Origin of the sequence: Streptomyces sp. NPDC001744, from assembly GCF_042892575.1 — a bacterium.
Classification (GTDB): domain Bacteria; phylum Actinomycetota; class Actinomycetes; order Streptomycetales; family Streptomycetaceae; genus Streptomyces.
On sequence record NZ_JBIAUG010000021.1, the window covers coordinates 97263 to 116528 of the forward strand.

A 19266-nucleotide genomic window follows, 5' to 3' on the forward strand; every position below is an offset into this window, starting at 1 on the left:
CGGGGGCCAGGACCGGGGGCGTCACCGTCCCCGGTCCCGGACGACGCGGTCCGGGGACGACGACCGCGCCACGTCCTACTTCTTTCCCCCGGTGTAGTCGTCGTAGAAGCCCCGTCCCGTCTTGACGCCGAGGTGACCGGCGTCGACGTACTTCCGCAGCAGCTCGCGCGGGCCGCCGGGCAGTCCGGGCCGCTCGGCGGCGTAGTGCTCCTCGATGTCCAGGACGACGTCGAGCCCGACCTGGTCCATCATGCGGAACGGGCCGGCCGGGGTGCCCATGTTGATCTGCCACATCCGGTCGACGTCCTGCGGGGTGGAGACGCCCTCCGCGACCACGGCGAGGGACTCGCGCTTGATGGCGGCCCAGACGCGGTTGAAGATGAAGCCCGTGGACTCCTTGTGCGCCTCGAACGGGAAGACCCCGTAGTGGGGCAGTTCCCGCTTCAGGAGGTCGATGATCCCCCGGTCGGTGTGGCCGTCCGACATGATGTCGATCGCGTTCTGCTTCGGCGGCATGTAGAAGTGCATGTTCAGCACCCGCTCGGGGTGCTCGACCCGGTCGATGAACTGACTCGTCGGGTACGAGGAGGAGTTGCTGGCCAGGATGGCGTCCGCGTCGGCGGCGCGGTCCAGTTGGCCGAAGATCTCCTTCTTCAGGTCGAGGCGCTCGGGGATCGCCTCGACCACGAGCCAGGCGCCCGCGAGCGCCTCCGCCAGGTCGGAGGTGAAGACGACCCGGCCGGGTGAACCGCCCTCGACGGTGGCGGCGACCTCGGCCACGTTCTCCCTCACGTACGCGACCGCCGCCTCCTCGGCATCGGCCGAACGGTCGTAGATGCGCACCTCGCCGCCCCTGGTGGCGAACATCAGCGCGATCCTGCGTCCGAGTGTCCCCGCGCCGATCACGGCGACCGGGCGGTTCTGGATGTCGGTGGGAAGGGTGAACGGCATGCTCGTCCTGCTCTCCGGGGGTCGGGGGCCCGCCGTTCGCCCGGCCGGGCCACTCCCGCAGTCTCGGACGCGCCCGTCACCACGGCGACCCGGGCGCCGTCCTCCGGGCGGTACGGCTACGGCTTCCGGGTGACGTCCCGGGCCGCGGGCCCGGCGGCCTCCCCCGCCCCCGCTCGCCCCTACCCCTCCTCGTCCCAGGACGGCTCCGGCTCGTCGAAGTCGAACGGCGGCTCGTCGTCGTACGGCGGCGGATCGTCGTGCGGCGGATCGTCGTGCCGCGCCGGGGCCGCGGGCACGGCCCCGGGCCGCGCGGCCGGCGCCGGCGCGCTCCCGCCCCCGGCCGTGGTCCCGGCCGGAGCGGCGGTGCCGGCTCCCGCCAGGGCCTCCAGGACGCCTTCGGCGTATTTGGCCAGCTTGGCCTCGCCGACCCCGCCGACGGTGCCCAGCTCCGCGACCGTGGCGGGGAGCCGGGTCGCGATCTCCCGCAGGGTCGCGTCGTGGAAGACGACGTACGCCGGTACGCCCTGCTCGCGGGCGACCCCGGCCCGCCAGGCGCGGAGCGCCTCGAAGACCGGCACGGCCTCGGCGGGCAGGTCGACCGGCACGCGGGCGCCCTTCCCGGAGCGGCTGCCGGACTCCTTGCGGGCGGGGGCGACCGCCTTCTCCTTGCGCATCTGCACGGTGCGGCGGCCGCCCAGGACCTCACCGCTCCGCTCCGTGAGGACGAGCGTCCCGTAGTCCCCCTCGACCGCGAGGAACCCCTGCGCGAGGAGCTGGCGGACGACCCCGCGCCATTCGGCGGTGCCCAGGTCGGCCCCGATGCCGAACACCGAGAGTCCGTCGTGGTCGAACTGGATGACCTTGGCGGTCCTCTTGCCCTGGAGGATGTCGATGATCTGCCCGGCGCCGAACTTCTGGCGCCTCTCCTTGGCCAGCCGCCACACCGTGGAGAGCAGCTTCTGCGCGGCGACCGTCCCGTCCCAGGACTCGGCCGGGGTCAGACAGGTGTCGCAGTTCCCGCACGGCTCGCCCTTCTGCCCGAAGTACGCGAGGAGCCGCACCCGGCGGCAGTCGACGGTCTCGCAGAGCGCCAGCATGGCGTCCAGGTGCATGGCGAGGCCCCGGCGGTGCTGCTCGTCGCCCTCGGAGCCGTCGATGAGCTTGCGCTGCTGGACCACGTCCTGGAGGCCGTAGGCCAGCCAGGCCGTGGCCGGCTCGCCGTCGCGGCCCGCGCGGCCGGTCTCCTGGTAGTAGCCCTCGACGGACTTCGGCAGGTCGAGGTGGGCCACGAAGCGCACGTCCGGCTTGTCGATGCCCATGCCGAAGGCGATCGTCGCCACCACCACGACCCCGTCCTCGCGCAGGAAGCGGGACTGGTTCGCGGCGCGGGTGCGGGCGTCCATGCCCGCGTGGTACGGCACGGCGTCGACGCCCTGCTCCACGAGGAGCGCGGCGGTCTTCTCCACGGAGGACCGCGAGAGGCAGTAGACGACGCCGGCGTCCCCGTCGTGCTCGGTCTTGATCAGCTCCAGGAGCTGCTTGAACGGGTTGTTCTTCGGGACGATGCGGTACTGGATGTTCGGCCGGTCGAACCCGGCGACGAAGTGCCGGGCGTCCTCCAGGCCGAGGCGCGCGGCGATCTCGGCGTGGGTGGCCTCCGTGGCCGTCGCCGTCAGCGCGATCCGGGGCACCTTCGGCCACCGCTCGTGCAGCATGGACAGGGCGAGGTAGTCGGGCCGGAAGTCGTGGCCCCACTGGGCGACGCAGTGCGCCTCGTCGATAGCGAAGAGCGACACCCTGCCCCGGTCGAGGAGCCGCTGCGTGCCCTCGGTCCGCAGCCGCTCGGGGGCCAGGTAGAGGAGGTCCAGCTCGTCCGCGAGGAACGCCTGCTCGACGGCCTGCCGCTCGTACGGGTCCTGCGTGGAGTTCAGGAACCCGGCCCGCACGCCGAGGGCCCGCAGCGCGTCCACCTGGTCCTGCATGAGGGCGATGAGCGGCGAGATCACGATGCCCGTGCCGTCCCTGACCAGGGCCGGGATCTGGTAGCAGAGCGACTTCCCGCCGCCGGTCGGCATCAGCACGAGGGCGTCGCCGCCGCCGACGACCTGCTCGATGATCTCCTGCTGCTGCCCGCGGAAGGAGGTGTAGCCGAAGACACGGTGGAGCACCCGGGCGGGCTCGGAGATCTCGGTGGAAGCGTCGGAGAGGACCATTCGTGAAGCGTATCCGCCCGCTCGGACACTCCGGTCCCGCCCGGCGTGATCTGTGGACAACCCCCGGCCCGCCGCGGGCGGGGCCTGTGGAAAACTTCCGGCCCCGCCCGCGACGGGCCCGGGTCAGCGCGGGTCGGCCGCCGTGGGGGCCCCGTCGAGGAAGCCGCCCGACTGGTGCCGCCACAGCTTGGCGTAGGCGCCCTCCTCCGCGAGCAGTTCCCGGTGGGTGCCCTGCTCGACGATCCGCCCGCGGTCGAGGACCACGAGCCGGTCCATGGAGGCCACCGTGCTCAGGCGGTGGGCCACGACCAGCGCCGTCCGCCCCTCCATGAGGCGCCACAGCGCCTCCTGGACGAGGAGTTCGCTCTCGGAGTCCAGGGCGCTGGTGGCCTCGTCGAGGAGGAGGATCGGCGCGTCGCGCAGGACCGCCCGGGCGAGGGCGACCCGCTGGCGCTGGCCCCCGGACAGCTTCACGCCCCGTTCGCCGACCATGGTGTCGAAGCCGTCGGGGAGCGCGTCGGCGAACTCCGTGACGTGCGCCGCCTCGGCCGCCCGGCGGATCTCGGCCTCGGTGGCGTCCGGCCGGGCGAAGGCGATGTTGTCCCGCAGGCTCCGGTGGAACATGGCGGGGTCCTGCGGCACGTAGGCGATCATGCCGCGCAGGTCGGTCTGGCGCAGCCGGCCGATGTCCTGCCCGCCGATCAGGATCCGGCCGCCGTCGATGTCCGTCATCCGCAGCAGCAGCCGGGTGAGGGACGTCTTGCCGCCGCCGGACCGGCCGACGAACCCGACCTTCGCCCCGCCGGGCACCTCCAGGTCGAGCCCCTCGAAGAGCGGCTTCGCGCCCGTGTGGGCGAAGGTCACCTTCTCGAAGCGGACGTCGGAGCCCTCGGGCATCAGCGGTTCCGGGTCCTCCGGGTCGAGCACGGTCGGCGGTTCGAGGAGCAGCTCGGTGAACTGTCCGGCCTCCGTCACCGCGCTCTCCAGACGGCGGTAGATCTGGTTGAACTCGAACATGATCCGGGTGGCGTTGGCGTAGTACGTGAAGGCCACGACGATCCCCTCCACGCCGTGCTCTCCCCCGCCGAGGCCGACGGCGAGGACGAGTCCCAGGACGTTCGTCAGGACGGACATCGGGGCGACCAGCGTGTCGATGCGCAGGTTGCCGTAGTCCCAGGAGCGCAGGGTGAGCCGCCGCGACTCCGCGACGCGGGAGCGGTGCTCGGCGGCCTCCCGTTCCTCGGCGGCGAACGACCGGACGGTGTCCATGTTCATGAGGGTGTCGGCCACGTGCCCCGACACCCGGGCGACGGCCTGCTCGCGCCGGGCGACGAGCGCCTGGCGGCGGCGGATCAGCGGGGCCACGCCCCCTCCCGTGACCGCGATCAGCACCAGGAGGCCGACCACGAGCAGCGGGTCGTACTGCCAGAGCACCACCGACGCGAACACCAGCGGCACGAAGTTGCCCATGACCGAGAACGTCAGCGTGTCGACGAACTCCTCGAAGCGGGAGGCGAAGCCGAGGACCCGCTTGGTCAGCGATCCGGCGAAGTTGTCGTGGAAGAACGCGGCGTCCTTGGCGAACAGTTCGTCCATGCCGATGACGTACAGGTGCTCGATGCCCCGGGCGTCGAGGCGGTTCAGGCAGTGCAGTCCGGCGCGCCAGAGGGCCTCGCCGAGCAGAAGTACGGCGGCGAAGCCGAGGAGGTACGGGAGGAGCGGGCCGACGCCTTCGGTGGCGCCGTCCCCGGTGACCCGGCCGACGAGCTTGGCGACGACCAGCGGCGCGATGTAATGGAGGGCGATGTTCCCGAGCGCCGGAAGCAGCATCGCCGGCACGGCCAGCCGTCGCAGACGGACCAGTTCCCGTCCGTAGTGGCGGAGCGCGAGGAGCACCGGCCCCCCGGGCGGTAATCCTTCACGCGTTTCAGGTGATCCCATGCCCAACCCTGTTTTCTCGTCACGAAGGTGAGGAAGGGGAGTGTGCCGCGCGGACGCGTGCGCGGTCCAAGGGTTTTCGGCGGCCGGCCGGGGCCGGAGCGCGGGACGGCCCCGGCGGGCGGGGCGGACGGCCCTCCGGGCGGGTCGGCCGGACGGGTGAACTCCGCCGGGGCCGGTGCGGGGCCGGTGCGGATGCTTGACGGGCGGGATCCGGGGAACGCGCCTAACGTGACCGAAGTACCCCAGTCGACCAGAAAAGGGGCGTATCAGTCATGGGCGAGAGCCACATGGACAAGGCCAAGGGCAAGCTCAAGGAGGCCGCCGGCAAGGCGACCGGCAACGAGCGCATGAAGACCGAGGGCAAGACGGACCAGATGAAGGGCCAGGCCCGCGAGGCGGGCGAGAAGGCCCGGGGCAAGGCCGAGGGCGTCCGCGACTCCCTCAAGCGCGACGACGCCTGAGGCCCGCGCCCGTTCCGTCAGGCCGCCGTACCGCGCTCTGGAGGACGGCCTGAACGGCGGAAGGACCGCCCGGCACCGGCCGGGCGGTCCTTCCGCGCGTCGCCGGTCACCGGCGACGGCACCGTCCGCGGAGTGGTGCGGGACGGGCTCAGGGGGCCGTCCGCACGGGGAAGCTGAAGGTGTGCCCCTGCTGCTTGAGCCAGGGCAGCACCTCCCGCAGGGCGGCGACGGTCTGGGCGCGGTCGCCGCCGCCGTCGTGGAAGAGGATGGTCGGCCCGTTGGACAGTTCGTTCTTGACCGTGTTGACGATCGAGGCGGCGCCGGGGTGCTCGAAGTCCTTGGTGTCCACGTTCCAGCCGAGCGGCCGCATGCCCGCCTCGGCGGCGATCCGGCGGCTGTCCGGGGTGAACGCGCCGCCCGGCGCCCGGTAGTACTCGACCTTCGCTCCCCCGGCCGCGTCCTCGATCATCTTCTTGGCGTCCAGGATCTGCCGCTTCTGGTACGCGACGGGCTTCTTGTCCATCGCGGTGTCGTGGGAGACGGTGTGGTCGCAGAGGCGGTGCCCGTCCGCGACGACCTTCCCGACCAGCTCGGGGTACCGCTTCGCCTCCGGCCCGACCATGCAGAACACGGCCTTGACGCCGTGCTCCCGGAGGATGTCCAGCATCTGGGGGGTCCACCGCGGGTCGGGTCCGTCGTCGATGGTGATGTTCACCGCCCGGCCGCCCGCCTCCGCCGCGTGGGCGATGCTCTCGGGCATCCTCCTCGGCGGCGCCTGGGCGGGTTCCCCCGCCTTCCCGTCCTGCCGGCCCGCCGAGGCCCCCGCCGTGGCCGCGGTCTCCGCCTCCGCGTCGTGCGTCACCACCGTGGCCCCCCACACCGCCAGGCTGAGCCCTACGGCGGAAGCGACCAGGGCTATGTGCGCCTTGTACTTGTCCGACTGCCCCATGGAATGCCCACTCCCCGTTGTTCTTCGCTCTTCCCCAGGTGAAAGGACGTTACAAGGGGCGAGGAGGTTTCGTGTAACCGTAGTGACACACCTCGTCGACAACCGGGTACGCGCCCTCGGGGAAGCTCCTCGCGCGGGCCGCGCCGACCGGCCGTCCGGCGCGGCCGGAAGTACTCCCCGTGGCCGGGAGAGGACCCCCGCGGCCCGGCGCGACCGGGTCCCGGCGCGCCACGACCCGTCGCGTACGCGCCAATGCCCCCGGCCCCGCCCCGGAGCCGGGCCGGAACCGGGCCCGGTCCGCGGCGCGCCGGCGCACCCGTCGCGGCGTGCGGCGACGCGCCCCCGGGGGGCCGTCACACTTTCCCCGCACCACCTTCACGGAAAGAACGCTTTCGGCCGCCGTGGGTCCCGGGCCTTCTCGCCGAGGCAGACGCCGGGGCGTCCCGCTGCCTAGCCTCCCTGGCCATGCGATCCCACCTCATGAGACGTCTCGGTCTCACCGCCGTCCTCGCCCTCCTCCTCACCGCGTTCGGGCTGGCCCCGGCCGCGAGCGCGGCCGGCCGGACCGCCACCGCCGCCGCCGCCGACCTGACGTTCGCCACCAACGCCGCGACGACCACTCCGGGCGGCACGGTCAGCCTCTCCATGACGCTGACGAACAACAAGTCCTACGACATCTGGTTCGTCCACCAGACGATCGATCCCACCTGGCTCACCACCCAGCGTCCGGACCTGAAGTACGCGTTCACCGGCTGCGTCCTCACCGGCCCCGCCGGCAGCACCCCCTGTTCCGGCACCGGCCCGGCCAACCTCGGCGCCAACTACGGGGCCACGATCCCGCCCGGCCAGAGCAGGACCGTGACCCTGACGCTCCAGATCGCGCCCGACTCCGGCTGCAACGGCAACATCGGCTTCTACTCGTACTTCTACGCCGAGTTCAGCGACACCTCCAGCGTCAGCGGCGGCCCGGTCCACACGCCCGAGACCCGCGTCCTCTGCGCCTGACGGACGCGTCCGGCGAGTCGTCACAAAACGGTCTGTCCGAAAATCACCTCTCCTCTTCCGGATTGACGGTCTAGACCAATGACGGTTCCACTGGAGGGCCCCCGGACCGACCGACGCCCCCCGCCCTCTCCACCTGCGCGCAAGCGGCGCACGGGAGGAGAGGGTCGGGCGGCGAAAGGGTTTTCCACGCCTTTCGCCGCGCCAAGAGCACCGTTCCGAATATCTGATTTTTCCGGCCAGCTTTCGCGGCGGGACCACAAAAACTCCACAGGTACATCACCATGTGACGCGACGGATGCGTGAACGACCGGCCTTCGAGGGGGATGCCGGCGTCGCACGACGGGGGTGTGTCCGCTCTGCGGAGCCGTGCCCACCCCTGCTCCGGGAGGGGACACCACCGCATGAAGCGGATCTCAGGCACCACCTTGCTCACCACGGGCGCGCTCGTCGCCGCCCTCGTCCTGCCGGGTACGACGGCCCACGCCGTCGGCAAGGCCCCCCGCGTCGACCTGCGGGTCCTCGTCGTGACCGACGGGGGTCCGGCCACCGACGCCATCGCCGCCGAACTGGACGCGGCCGGAACGCCGTACACGACGGTCGACCTCAACCGCGCCGACCGCCCCGTCATCGACGACGCCTACCTCTCGGACACCGTGGACGGCGGTCCCAGGGCCAAGTTCCAGGCCGTCGTCCTGCCGAACGACAACCCGTTCCCGGCCGGCTCCCCCGAGATGGCGGCGCTCGCGGACTACGAGCGGTCCTTCGACATCCCGCAGGTCGACGCGTACACCTACGCCCGGCCCGAGGTCGGCCTCCAGTACGCGGTGTACGGCGGCTACGCCGGAAGCCTCGACGGGGTCGGGGCGCAGGCGACCGCCGCCGGTCTGTCCGGCCCGTTCGGCTACCTCGAAGGGGCCGTGCCGTTCGAGGACAACTCGCCCACCGTGGGCGAGAGCTACGCCTACCTGTCGACCCCGTCGGCGGGCGCGGACTTCACCCCGTACGTCGAGGCCGCGATACCCGGGACGACCAAGCGCGGGTCCCTCGTCGGCGAGTACCGGCACGACGGACGACGCGAGCTGGTCGTCACCTTCGTCTACAACCGGTACCAGCAGCAGTTCCGCCTGCTGGCCCGGGGCATCGTGGAATGGATGACCGACGGGGTCCACCTGGGCGCCTCGCGGAACTACTTCGCCGTCCACGTCGACGACGTCCTCGCGGCGGACGACCGCTGGAACCCGGCGCTCAACTGCACGCCCGGCGACGTCGACTGCGCCGACCCGAACGCCGTCCCGGACCCCATCCGGATGACGGCCGCCGACGTGGACCACGCCGTCGGCTGGCAGAACTCCCGGGGCTTCACCCTCGACCTGGCGTACAACGCCGCCGGCAGCGTCGACTTCCGCACGGACAACGGCGGTACCGACGCGCTGGCCGACCGGCTGATCGCCCGGCGCGACACGTTCCGCTGGATCAACCACACCTACACGCACGCCTTCCTCGGCTGCGAGCAGAACGTCGCCGTGGTGCCGTGGCGGTGCGCCACCCTCCCCGACGGCTCCGTCAAGTGGGTCTCCCGGCAGAGCATCTCCGACGAGATCGCCCTCAACCGCGTGTGGGGCCGGGCCGCCGGACTGCCGCTGGCCGACGACGAGCTGGTCACCGGGGAGCACTCCGGGCTGCGCGTCCTGCCCCAGCAGACCGTGGACAACCCCCACCTGGCCCCGGCCCTCGCCGACAACGGCATCGCCTGGCTGGGATCGGACAACTCCCGCGAACCCGGCCAGCGCCCGGTCGGTTCCGCCACGACCGTCCCCCGCCACCCGATGAACGTCTTCTACAACGCCGGGCGGGCCGCCGAGCAGGTCGACGAGTACAACTGGATCTACACCAGCCGCGCGCAGGGCGGCAGCGGCATCTGCGAGGACAACCCGGCCACCACCACCTGCCTGGCCGCCCCGCTCGACCCCGCCACCGGCTACACGGACCACATCGTGCCCCTGGAGCGGAGGATCGCCCTGGGCCACGTCCTCGCCAACGACCCCCGGCCCCACTTCATCCACCAGTCGAACCTGGCCGAGGACCGGATCGCCTACCCGGTCCTGGACGGCGTCCTCGACGCGTACGACGCGCTGTTCGCCGCGAACGCGCCCGTGGTGAACCTGCGGATGAAGGACATCGGGCAGGAGCTCCGGCAGCGCTCCGCCTGGCGCACGGCCGTGCAGAACGGCCAGGTCACCGCGTACCGCATCGGGCGGACCGTGACCGTCCAGGGGCCGAGCGGCACGACGGTCCCCGCGACCGCCCCCGCGGGGACCCTGCGGAGCGGTGCCGCCTTCGGCCAGGCGTACGCGGGCGGGCGGTCCGGCTGGACGGCGCTCGCGGGCACGCCGCTCACCCTCTCGCTGCCCTCCGCCCCCGCGTTCACGGCCGTCCCCCGGCCCGCGCCCGCACCGGTCCGGGTCCCGGCGCCGGGTCCGGCCGCCCGGGTCCCCGCGGGCGTGTCCGAGCCGGTCGCACCCGGCACGGACGGCTGACCGCCGCACCGGCGGCGCTGCCCCGTCCCGGCAGCGAGGTCCCGGCCGCCCAGCGGCGGCCGGGACCCGCACGACCACCCCACCACGGCCGTGGAGCACACACATGCACGTTCGACACGGCGCCCGGCGCCCGGGCGCCCCGCGCGTCACCCTTCTGACCGAGGGCACCTACCCGCACAGCCACGGCGGCGTCAGCGTCTGGTGCGACCAGCTCGTCACCGGCATGCCGGACATCGACTTCGACGTCCTCGCCGTCACCGGCTCGGGCCGCGAAGCCCTCGCGTGGGACCTGCCCGCCCACGTCTCCAGCGTCCTCTCCGTCCCCATGTGGGGCCCCGCGCCGGAGGGCCGGCCGGCCCGGGGCAGGACCGCCGGGCGGCTCGCCGACGCCTACGAGAAGTTCCTGACCGCACTGCTCGACCCGCGTGCCGAGGACGGTTTCTCCCCCGCCCTGTACGCGCTCGCGCACGCCGCCGGGGACGGCCTGCTCAGTCCGTTCCTGCGGGGCGACGCGGCGCTCGCGGTGCTCACCTCCGTGTGGCGGCGCCCGGGACTCGCCGTACGCGAGGCCGGGCCGACCCTGCACGACGCGCTCACCGCCACCGCCCTGCTCGAACACGCCCTGCGCCCGCTGTCCGCGCCGCCCCCGGCGACCGGGGTCGCGCACGCCGTCAGCGGCGGGGTGGCCGTCCTGCCGGGCCTGGCCGCCCTGGAACGGCACGGGGTGCCCCTGCTGCTCACCGAGCACGGCGTGTACCTGCGCGAGCGCTACCTGGGCTACCGCACCGCGCCCTACCGCTGGCCCGTCAAGGCGGTGGTGCTCGGCTTCTTCCGGCTGCTCGCCGAGGAGAGCTACCGCAAGGCGTCCCTGATCACCCCGGGCAACCGCTACAACCGGCTGTGGGAGGAGGAGGGCGGCGCCGACCCGGCGTCGATCCGCACGGTCTACAACGGCGTGGACCCCGCCGCCTTCCCGCACGCCGGTCCCGAACCGGAGGCCCTCACCCTCAGCTGGGCCGGGCGCGTGGACCCGATCAAGGACCTGGAGACGCTGATCCGTTCCTTCGCGATCGTCCGGGACCGGCTGCCCGGCGTCCGGCTGCGGCTCTTCGGCGGCACGCCCCGGGGCGGGGAGGCGTACCGGGAGCGCTGCGAGGCGCTGGCGGCCGACCTCGGCCAGGCCGGGGCCGTCACCTTCGAGGGACGCGTGGACGACATCAAGGACGCCTACGCGGCCGGCAACGTCGTGATGCTGTCCAGCATCAGCGAGGGCTTCCCCTTCACCCTGATCGAGGCGATGTCCTGCGGACGCGCGACCGTCTCCACCGACGTCGGGGGCGTGCGGGAGGCCGTGGGCGACGCCGGGCTCGTGGTGCCGCCGCGCGACCCCGCGGCGATGGCCACCGCCGCGCTCGCCCTCCTCGGCGACCCGGACCGGCGCCGGGCGATGGGAGAGGCGGCCCGGCTGCGGGTGATCGAGCGGTTCACCCTCCGGCAGACCATCGACACCTTCCGCGCCATCTACCACGAACTGGCCTCCGGGGAACGGCGGGCGCCCGTCCGGACCGTCCTGCCCGCGCCGGTGGCCAGCGCCACGGGGAGCTTCGCCGGATGAGCGGGCCGATGTTCCTCGAACCCGGCGGCGCCGAACAGGACACGCTCGCGATCCGGCTCGCCGTGCCGCGCACCCGGCGGTTCCTGGACGACGCCACGCTGGCGATCCGGCTCCCTCCGAAGGGGCCCGACGAGGAGGCGGTCAGCGCGCTCGCCGCCGAACTCGCGGACCGCGTCGGACCGGCCGTCCACCCCTACGAGGTGGCCGCGCTCCTGGAGGCGGACGGCCTGTCCGCCTCCCTGATCAAGGAGCGGTACGGCCATCCCACCCTGTTCTCGCTCGCGGCGGCGCTGTACGAACGGGTGCCCCGGACGTTCCCGGAACCGGCCGCGCCCGACGACCCCTGGCGGCCCGACACGGCCCGGTGCCTGCTGCGCGGTCTGCTGTTCGCGCTGCCCGCCGTGGCGTACCTCCTCACCGCCCCGCTGTGGCGCGTCGACGAGCACGCCCCCGTCCTGATCACGGCGGGCGTCGTCTCCTGGGCGTGGGGCCAGGCCCTCGGCCACCGGGCACACCTGCGGCTCGCGACGGGACGGCGGGAGGCGTCGCGCACGCTGCTCAAGGGCTCCGTGCTTGGGGCGGCCGTGGCGACGGGCCTCGCCGCGATCCCCGCCGGCGGGGGCCCCGCCACCGCGGCGGCGGCGGCCCAGTCGCTGTACCTGGCGGCGGCGGGCGTGCTGCTCGTGCTGGGCCGGGAGCGGCTGCTGCTCGCCGCGCTCAGCCCGCTGATGGCGGGCGTCGTGCTGCTGCCCTGGTGGGAGCCGGGCGCCCTGCTGCGGCTCACCTTCCCCCTGCTCGCGCTCCTCGCCACGCTCGCCGTCGCCCTGCGGGTGCTCGGCTCCGGCTTCGCCGTACCGGTCGTCGCCGGCGGTCCGCGGCCGCGGCTGCGCGCCTCCGTGCCGTACGGCCTGTTCGGGCTCGCGGCGGCGGTGCTCGTGACGCTGGAGGGCCGGCGGGACCCGTACGCGGTCATCGTCCTCACGCTCAGCATGGGCCCGGCGGAGTGGCTGCTCTACCGCTACCGGGGCTGGTCGGTCGCCGCGCTGCGCGCCAGCGCGACGCCCCGGGCGTTCCTGCTCCGCTCGTCCGGCGTCCTCGCGCTCTGCCTCTCCTGCTACCTGCCGCTCCTGCTGGTCCCGGCGCTGCTCATGGGCTCCGGTCCGGCCGCGCTGCTCTCCCTCGCCGCGGTGCTGTGGACCGCCCTGCTCCTCCAGGCGTTCGGCGTGGCCTGGCCGCCGGCCGCGCTCTGCGGGGCGGCCGCCGTCACCGCCGCGGCCGTCACCGGTGCGGCGCCGTCACCGGGGTCCGGCGTGCTGCCCGTGGTCTGCTCCGTGGCCGCGGTCTGTCTGGCGGCCTGTGTCGTCGCCCTCCTGGGCCGGCCCTCGCCGCACGTCTGACGGACCGGCCTCCCGGCCGTCCGTTCCCGCTCCGTCCGTTCCCGCTCCGCCCACCACCGCGCTGTTCCCCGTCGAAAGGACCGAAGAGTTGACCTCCGCACCGCTCGCCGCCGTCACCGGGGCCGAAGGGTTCATCGGCTCGCACCTCACGGAGGCGCTCGTCGCCTCCGGCCACCGGGTCAGGGCCATGGCCCAGTACAACTCGTTCTCCTCCTACGGCTGGCTGGAGACCCTCTCCCCCGACGTCCTCGACCAGGTGGAGATCGTGCTCGGCGACGTCCGCGACCCGGGTTCGGTGCGCGGTCTGCTCGACGGCGCCGACTGCGCGTACCACCTGGCCGCGCTCATCGCGATCCCGTACTCCTACCGGGCGCCGCACAGTTACGTGGACACCAACGTGACCGGCACCCTCAACGTCCTCGAAGCGGTCCGCGCCCTGGGGATCCCCCGTCTGGTGCACACCTCGACCAGCGAGACGTACGGCACGGCGCAGACGGTGCCGATCACCGAGGACCACCCCATCCACACCCAGTCCCCGTACGCCGCCTCGAAGGCGGGCGGCGACCGGCTCGCGGACAGCTACCACGCCAGTTTCGGCACGCCCGTGGTGACGCTGCGCCCGTTCAACACCTTCGGTCCCCGGCAGTCGATGCGGGCCGTGATCCCCACCGTCATCGGCCAGGTGGCGGCCGGGGAGCGCACCCTCACCCTGGGCGACCTGCGTCCCACCCGGGACTTCACCTATGTGAAGGACACCGCGCGGGCGTTCCTCGCGGTGGGCACGGCCCCGGCGGAGGACGTCGTGGGCCGGACCTTCAACGCGGGAACGGGCGGGGAGATCTCGGTCGGCGACCTGGTCGCGCTGATCGGGAAGGTCATGGACGCCCCGCTCGACGTCCGCGAGGACTCCGCGCGGCTGCGTCCGGCCGACTCCGAGGTGATGCGGCTCGTCGCGGACGCGTCCCGGCTGACCGCGGCAACCGGCTGGGAGCCGGTCCACACCCTGGAGGAGGGCCTGGCGCGGACCGCCGAGTGGTTCGCCGACCCCGCCAACCTGGCCCGCTACAAGACCGGCATCTACAACATCTGACCCGTCCGGCACGTCCCGCAGGAGGTACGCCATGCACGCTGTGATCCTGGCCGGTGGAAAGGGCGTCCGGCTGAGGCCGTACACCACCGCGCTGCCCAAGCCGCTCGTCCCCATCGGGGACCAGCACGCCATTCTGGAGATCGTGCTGCGCCAGCTGTCCCGGTCCGGCTTCACCCGCTGCACCCTCGCCATCGGCCACCTCGGCGGGATCATCCGCGCCTACGTGGGCGACGGGTCGCAGTGGGGCATGAGCGTCGACTACGCCACCGAGGAGAACCCGCTCGGCACCATGGGCCCGCTGCTCAACCTGCGCGAGCGGCTGCCGGAGCACTTCCTCGTCATGAACGGGGACGTGCTCACCGACCTGGACTACGCCGACGTGCTGCGCCGGCACGAGGGGTCGGGCGCTCCGCTGACCATCGCCACGTACGCCCGCGAGGTGCGCATCGACTTCGGGGTGCTGACCACCGACGACGACCGGGTGGTCGCCTTCACCGAGAAGCCGAGCATCGACTACCGGGTGTCCATGGGGGTCTACGGCGTCTCGCGCGAGACCCTCGACGCCTACACGCCGGGACTGCCGCTCGGCTTCGACGAGCTGGTCCTCGACCTGCTCGCCGCCGGGACGCCGCCGCACGCCTACGACTTCGACGGCTACTGGCTGGACATCGGCCGTCCGGACGACTACGACCGGGCCAACGCGGAGTTCACCAGCCGCAAGTCCCTCCTGCTCAAGGGAGCCTGAACAGCGATGCGCATCCTCGTCCTCGGCGCCGGCGGTTACCTGGGCGGCCACGTCACCGAGCGGCTGCGGGCGCTGCCGGGCACCCGGGTGCTCGTCGGCGGCCGTTCCCCGGGGGCCGACGCCGTCGTCGACCTCGCCTCCGACCGTCCGCACGTCCTGGCGGGCGTGCTGGCGAAGGCCGCGCCCGACGCCGTGGTCAACTGCGCGGGCGCGACCGGCGGCGACGCCGTCACGCTCGCGGAGGTGAACGCGCGCGGGCCCGCCGTGCTGTGCGCGGCGCTGCGCGAGGCCGCGCCCGGCGCCCGGCTCGTCCATCTGGGGTCGGCCGCCGAGTACGGTCCGGGGGTGCCCGGCCGGCGGGTGGCGGAGTCGGAGCCGTGCGCCCCGGCGGGTCCTTACGGCGCGACCAAGCTGGCGGGCACGGTGGCGGTGACCGCGTCGGGGCTCGACGCGGTGGTGCTGAGGGTGGGCAATCCGGTGGGCGCGGGCGCCCCGGTCACGGGGCTGCCGGGGCGGGTGGCCGCCCTGCTCGACGGGGCGGGGGTTCCGGGCGGTCCGGAGGGGGAGCTGCGGCTCGGCGACCTCTCCGCGTACCGCGACTTCGTGGACGTGCGGGACGTGGCGCGGGCGGTGGAGCTGGCGGTCACCGCCCCCGGGCCGCCGCCGCCCGTCCTCAACGTCGGCGGCGGCGAGGCCCTGCCGGTGCGGGAGATGGTGCGGAGGCTGGCGGACACGGCCGGGTTCCGGGGCCGGATCACCGAGGAGGACGGGGGCGGTTCGGCCCGGTCCGCGCGGGTGTCGTGGCAGTGCTCGGACATCACCGCGGCCCGTGCCGCTCTCGGCTGGCGTCCGGTCCACTCCCTCGACGCCTCCCTCGCGGCGCTGTGGGCGGCGCGGTTCCGCTCCCGTACGCCCGACGGGGTGGCGGCGCCGTGAGCCTGCTGGTCCCGCTGTACGTCCACCCCGCCGAGGACCCGGCCGCCTGGCACCGGCTGATCGCCGGCGCCGCGCACACGTACGCCGTGGTGATCAACCCGGCGAGCGGTCCCGGCGACGCGCCCGATCCGGCGTTCGCCGCCGCCGCCCGCGCGCTGCGGGCGGCGGGGGCGCGGCTGCTCGGTTACGTGGACACGGACTACGGCGTGCGCGACGCGGAGCGGATCGTCGAGGAGGCGCTCCGGCACCGGGAGTGGTACGGGGTGGACGGGTGTTTCCTCGACCGGGCGACCGCCGGGCGCGACGGCCTGACGGACTGCCGGCGCCTGGTGCGCTCCCTGCGCAGGGCGGGCGTCTCCCCCGTGGTCCTCAACCCGGGCGTCCACCCCGATCCGGGCTACGCCCGTCTGGCGGACCTGACGGTCACCTTCGAGGGCCACTGGTCCACGTACGTCTCGACGTTCAGCCGCCCGTCGTGGACGGCGCGGCTGCCCGCGGAACGGCTCTGCCACCTGGTGTACGGGGTGCCCGCCCCGCTCGTCCCGCTGGCCGTGCGCACCGCGCGCGAGCGGGGCGCGGGGGTGTGCGGCCCGGTGACCGGGGAGCCGCCCAACCCCTGGGCCGGTCTGACCCCGGCGCTCGCGGAGGCGGACCGGTGAGGCGGCTCCGCCGGACTCCCGCGGCCCTCCTGCTCCTCCTGGCGGTGCTGGCCGGCTGCTCCGGAGGGCCGGGCGGTCCGGGGGCGGGGGGCGGTTCCGCCACCGGTCCGACGGCGGGCCGTACGACCGGCCCCGCACCGGACCGCACCTCCGGCCCCGCGACGGGCACCCCCGGGCCCGGCGCCTCCGCCACCGGCGGCTCCGCGCCGGCCCGTACGCCCCCTCCTCCGACCGGCCGCCCCGCCCCGGGGGACGCCGCCCGCCCCCCGGCCGCGCCCTCGGCGTCCTCCGCGTCCTCCCCGTCCCCTGCCTCCGGTCCGCGCTGGCGACCCCGTCCCGGCCTGGCGTGGCAGTGGCAGCTCGACGGCAGGGCCGACCCCTCCGTCGACGTGCCGGTGTACGACATCGACGGCTTCGAGAACAGCGCCGCCGACGTGGCCCGTCTGCACCGGGACGGCCGCAAGGTGATCTGCTACGTCAACGTCGGCGCGTGGGAGAAGTACCGCCCCGACCGGGACGCCTTCCCCTCCTCCGTCCTGGGCGGGCCCAACGGCTGGCACGGCGAGCGCTGGCTGGACATCCGCCGCGTCGACGTGCTCCGCCCCCTGATGGAGCGCCGGTTCGACATGTGCCGCGACAAGGGGTTCGACGCGGTGGAACCGGACCTGGTGGAGGGCTACGCCCACGACACCGGCTTCCCGCTGACGGCGGACGACCAGCTCCGCTACAACCGCGTGATCGCGGAGATCGCCCACGAGCGCGGCCTGGCCGTGGGCCTCAAGAACGACCTCGCCCAGATCCCCGCGCTGCTGGCCCACTTCGACTTCGCGGTCAACGAGGAGTGCGCCCGGTACGACGAGTGCGCCCGGCTCGAACCCTTCGTCGCGGCGGGCAAGGCGGTCTTCCACGTGGAGTACGACGGGGCCCCCTCCGCGTTCTGCCCGCGGGCCCGCGCCCTCCGCCTGTCGTCGATGCTGAAGAACCAGGAGCTGGACGCGTGGCGCAGACCCTGCTGACGGGCCCCGCCCCCCGAAGGGACCAGCCGCATGGGTCGCGGCGGGCGGGGAAGGCGCCCCTCGCATAACGTCGGCCGAGGCGAAGCCGAAGGCGAGGAGGAGGACCCGTGGACCGGACCGCACCGACACGCGAGGACCCCGGAGCGGCCGGGAGGCCGTCCGGGACCGCCCGGGGAGCCCGCCGTGGGTAGGGCCGGGGTGGAGTACGGGCCGGAGGCCGGGGCCGCCTCCTCCACGGTCACCCTGCGGGTCAACGGCACGGCCCGCACCCTCACCCTCGACCACCGCACGACCCTGCTGGACGCGCTGCGCGACCACCTCGACCTCACGGGCTCGAAGAAGGGCTGCGACCACGGGCAGTGCGGGGCCTGCACCGTCCTCCTCGACGGCCGGCGCGTGAACAGCTGTCTGCAGCTCGCCGTCGCCTGCGCGGACGCGTCCGTCACCACGGTGGAGGGACTCTCCGACGGCGACCGGCTCCACCCGGTCCAGGAGGCGTTCGTCGCCCGCGACGCCCTGCAGTGCGGCTACTGCACCCCCGGCCAGATCTGCTCGGCCGTCGCCCTCCTGGACGAGGCCGCCGCCGGGCAGCCCTCGCTCGTGACGCCGCCGGACCGGCCGCCGGGCGAACCGGTCCCGCTCGACCCGGACGAGATCCGCGAGCGCATGAGCGGGAACATCTGCCGCTGCGGCGCCTATCCGCACATCGTGGACGCGATCGGGGAGGCCGCGCGGTGAAGCCCTTCGCGTACGTCCGGCCCGAGCGGGCCGAGGAGGCGGTCGAACGGTTCGCCGCCCACCCCGGTGCCCGGTTCCTCGCCGGCGGGACCAACCTCGTGGACCTGATGAAGCTGGGGGTGGCCGGCCCCTCGCTGCTCGTCGACGTCGGCGGCCTGCCGCTCGACGCGGTGGAGGAGACGGCCGGGGGCGGCCTGGACATCGGTGCGACCGTCCGGAACAGCGACCTCGCGGCCCACCCCCTCGTCCGCACCCGCTACCCCGTCCTCTCGCAGGCCCTGCTGGCCGGTGCCTCCGCGCAGCTGCGCAACGCGGCCACGACCGGGGGCAACCTGCTCCAGCGCACCCGCTGTCCGTACTTCCAGGACACGTCGAAGCCGTGCAACAAGCGCGAGCCCGGTTCGGGCTGCCCCGCCCGGGAGGGCGTCCACCGCGACCTCGCGGTGCTCGGCCACTCCGTCCACTGCGTCGCCACCCACCCGTCGGACATGGCGGTCGCCCTCGCCGCCCTCGACGCGGAGGTCCGGCTCCTGGGACCGGACGGCGAACGGACCGTGCCCGTCACGGAGTTCCACCGGCTGCCCGGCGAACGCCCGGACCGGGACACGGTCTCCGAGGACGGCGAACTCATCACCGGCGTGACGCTGCCCGCGCCCCCGCCCGGAGCGCGCGGCGCCTACCGCAAGGCCCGCGACCGCGCCTCGTACGCCTTCGCGCTCGCCTCCGTCGCGGCCGTCCTGACCGTCGAGGACGGCCGGATCGGGCACGCGGCCCTCGCCTTCGGGGGCCTCGCCCACAAGCCCTGGCGGGCCCGCGCGGCGGAGGAGGTCCTGCGCGGCGCGCCGGCGACCGACGAGACGTACGAACGGGCGGCCGACGCCGAACTCGCCGCGGCCGAACCGCTGCGCGACAACGGCTTCAAGGTCCCCCTCGCCCGCAACCTGGCCGTGAGCGTCCTGCGCGGCCTCGCGTCCCGCGCCGCGCACGACGGCACGACCCGATGACCACCGGAG

16 protein-coding genes are annotated in these 19266 nt (G+C 74.1%); 12 read left to right on the forward strand and 4 right to left on the reverse strand.

Annotated elements, in window-relative coordinates; genetic code table 11:
• Positions 1 to 75: 75 nt before the first annotated feature.
• The 3 genes from ACFYZY_RS23730 to ACFYZY_RS23740 form a co-directional block, all read right to left on the reverse strand.
• Positions 76 to 951, reverse strand: a complete 876-nt coding sequence (locus ACFYZY_RS23730) for a 3-hydroxyacyl-CoA dehydrogenase family protein (protein WP_388697483.1) — start codon at positions 949 to 951, stop codon at positions 76 to 78.
• Between the two features lie 179 nt (positions 952 to 1130).
• Entirely contained in the window at positions 1131 to 3164 is a 2034-nt protein-coding gene (gene recQ / locus ACFYZY_RS23735; protein WP_388697485.1) for a DNA helicase RecQ, read from the reverse strand.
• 123 nt (positions 3165 to 3287) lie between these two features.
• Complete coding sequence (locus ACFYZY_RS23740) at positions 3288 to 5105, reverse strand: ABC transporter ATP-binding protein (protein ID WP_388697488.1); 1818 nt, start codon at positions 5103 to 5105, stop codon at positions 3288 to 3290.
• Positions 5106 to 5377: 272 nt separating this feature from the next.
• On the opposite strand from ACFYZY_RS23740, the gene ACFYZY_RS23745 reads away from it, so the two are divergent.
• Positions 5378 to 5566, forward strand: a complete 189-nt coding sequence (locus ACFYZY_RS23745) for a CsbD family protein (protein ID WP_388697491.1) — start codon at positions 5378 to 5380, stop codon at positions 5564 to 5566.
• A 148-nt stretch (positions 5567 to 5714) separates the two neighbouring features.
• On the opposite strand, the gene ACFYZY_RS23750 is transcribed toward ACFYZY_RS23745, so the two are convergent.
• On the reverse strand, positions 5715 to 6515 hold the full coding sequence (locus tag ACFYZY_RS23750; RefSeq protein ID WP_388697494.1) for a polysaccharide deacetylase family protein: 801 nt from the start codon (positions 6513 to 6515) through the stop codon (positions 5715 to 5717).
• 480 nt (positions 6516 to 6995) lie between these two features.
• Between ACFYZY_RS23750 and ACFYZY_RS23755 the strand changes: the two genes are divergently transcribed.
• From ACFYZY_RS23755 to ACFYZY_RS23805, 11 genes are all read left to right on the forward strand, one after another.
• A complete protein-coding gene (locus ACFYZY_RS23755; RefSeq protein ID WP_388697496.1) occupies positions 6996 to 7520 on the forward strand; it encodes a hypothetical protein in 525 nt (174 codons plus the stop codon).
• 401 nt (positions 7521 to 7921) lie between these two features.
• On the forward strand, positions 7922 to 10057 hold the full coding sequence (locus ACFYZY_RS23760; RefSeq protein WP_388697497.1) for a hypothetical protein: 2136 nt from the start codon (positions 7922 to 7924) through the stop codon (positions 10055 to 10057).
• A gap of 103 nt (positions 10058 to 10160) precedes the next feature.
• Positions 10161 to 11672: a GT4 family glycosyltransferase PelF gene (gene pelF / locus ACFYZY_RS23765; RefSeq protein ID WP_388697499.1), complete on the forward strand. Its 1512-nt coding sequence runs from the start codon at positions 10161 to 10163 to the stop codon at positions 11670 to 11672.
• Positions 11669 to 13069 (forward strand): hypothetical protein, encoded by a 1401-nt coding sequence (locus tag ACFYZY_RS23770; RefSeq protein WP_388697500.1) that lies wholly within the window; start codon positions 11669 to 11671, stop codon positions 13067 to 13069. Before pelF ends, ACFYZY_RS23770 begins: the two co-directional genes overlap by 4 nt.
• 88 nt (positions 13070 to 13157) lie before the next feature.
• Positions 13158 to 14159 carry a GDP-mannose 4,6-dehydratase gene (locus ACFYZY_RS23775; RefSeq protein ID WP_388697502.1) on the forward strand — a complete coding sequence of 334 codons (1002 nt, stop codon included), beginning with the start codon at positions 13158 to 13160 and terminating at the stop codon, positions 14157 to 14159.
• A 31-nt stretch (positions 14160 to 14190) separates the two neighbouring features.
• Entirely contained in the window at positions 14191 to 14904 is a 714-nt protein-coding gene (locus ACFYZY_RS23780; protein ID WP_388697506.1) for an NDP-sugar synthase, read from the forward strand.
• Between the two features lie 6 nt (positions 14905 to 14910).
• Positions 14911 to 15840: an NAD-dependent epimerase/dehydratase family protein gene (locus ACFYZY_RS23785; RefSeq protein ID WP_388697508.1), complete on the forward strand. Its 930-nt coding sequence runs from the start codon at positions 14911 to 14913 to the stop codon at positions 15838 to 15840.
• A complete protein-coding gene (locus ACFYZY_RS23790; protein ID WP_388697510.1) occupies positions 15837 to 16499 on the forward strand; it encodes a spherulation-specific family 4 protein in 663 nt (220 codons plus the stop codon). Before ACFYZY_RS23785 ends, ACFYZY_RS23790 begins: the two co-directional genes overlap by 4 nt.
• A gap of 29 nt (positions 16500 to 16528) precedes the next feature.
• Complete coding sequence (locus ACFYZY_RS23795; protein ID WP_388697559.1) at positions 16529 to 17515, forward strand: endo alpha-1,4 polygalactosaminidase; 987 nt, start codon at positions 16529 to 16531, stop codon at positions 17513 to 17515.
• A gap of 183 nt (positions 17516 to 17698) precedes the next feature.
• Entirely contained in the window at positions 17699 to 18253 is a 555-nt protein-coding gene (locus ACFYZY_RS23800) for a 2Fe-2S iron-sulfur cluster-binding protein (protein WP_388697513.1), read from the forward strand.
• Positions 18250 to 19257 (forward strand): FAD binding domain-containing protein, encoded by a 1008-nt coding sequence (locus ACFYZY_RS23805; RefSeq protein ID WP_388697516.1) that lies wholly within the window; start codon positions 18250 to 18252, stop codon positions 19255 to 19257. Before ACFYZY_RS23800 ends, ACFYZY_RS23805 begins: the two co-directional genes overlap by 4 nt.
• The last annotated feature ends 9 nt before the right edge of the window (positions 19258 to 19266 follow it).

Bases quoted from the DNA above. Each gene is read 5' to 3' on its own strand.
- ACFYZY_RS23730 (WP_388697483.1), bottom strand. From the start codon at position 951: ATGCCGTTCACCCTTCCCACCGACATCCAGAACCGCCCGGTCGCCGTG.
- recQ (WP_388697485.1), bottom strand. From the start codon at position 3,164: ATGGTCCTCTCCGACGCTTCCACCGAGATCTCCGAGCCCGCCCGGGTG.
- ACFYZY_RS23740 (WP_388697488.1), bottom strand. From the start codon at position 5,105: ATGGGATCACCTGAAACGCGTGAAGGATTACCGCCCGGGGGGCCGGTG.
- ACFYZY_RS23745 (WP_388697491.1), top strand. From the start codon at position 5,378: ATGGGCGAGAGCCACATGGACAAGGCCAAGGGCAAGCTCAAGGAGGCC.
- ACFYZY_RS23750 (WP_388697494.1), bottom strand. From the start codon at position 6,515: ATGGGGCAGTCGGACAAGTACAAGGCGCACATAGCCCTGGTCGCTTCC.
- ACFYZY_RS23755 (WP_388697496.1), top strand. From the start codon at position 6,996: ATGAGACGTCTCGGTCTCACCGCCGTCCTCGCCCTCCTCCTCACCGCG.
- ACFYZY_RS23760 (WP_388697497.1), top strand. From the start codon at position 7,922: ATGAAGCGGATCTCAGGCACCACCTTGCTCACCACGGGCGCGCTCGTC.
- pelF (WP_388697499.1), top strand. From the start codon at position 10,161: ATGCACGTTCGACACGGCGCCCGGCGCCCGGGCGCCCCGCGCGTCACC.
- ACFYZY_RS23770 (WP_388697500.1), top strand. From the start codon at position 11,669: ATGAGCGGGCCGATGTTCCTCGAACCCGGCGGCGCCGAACAGGACACG.
- ACFYZY_RS23780 (WP_388697506.1), top strand. From the start codon at position 14,191: ATGCACGCTGTGATCCTGGCCGGTGGAAAGGGCGTCCGGCTGAGGCCG.
- ACFYZY_RS23785 (WP_388697508.1), top strand. From the start codon at position 14,911: ATGCGCATCCTCGTCCTCGGCGCCGGCGGTTACCTGGGCGGCCACGTC.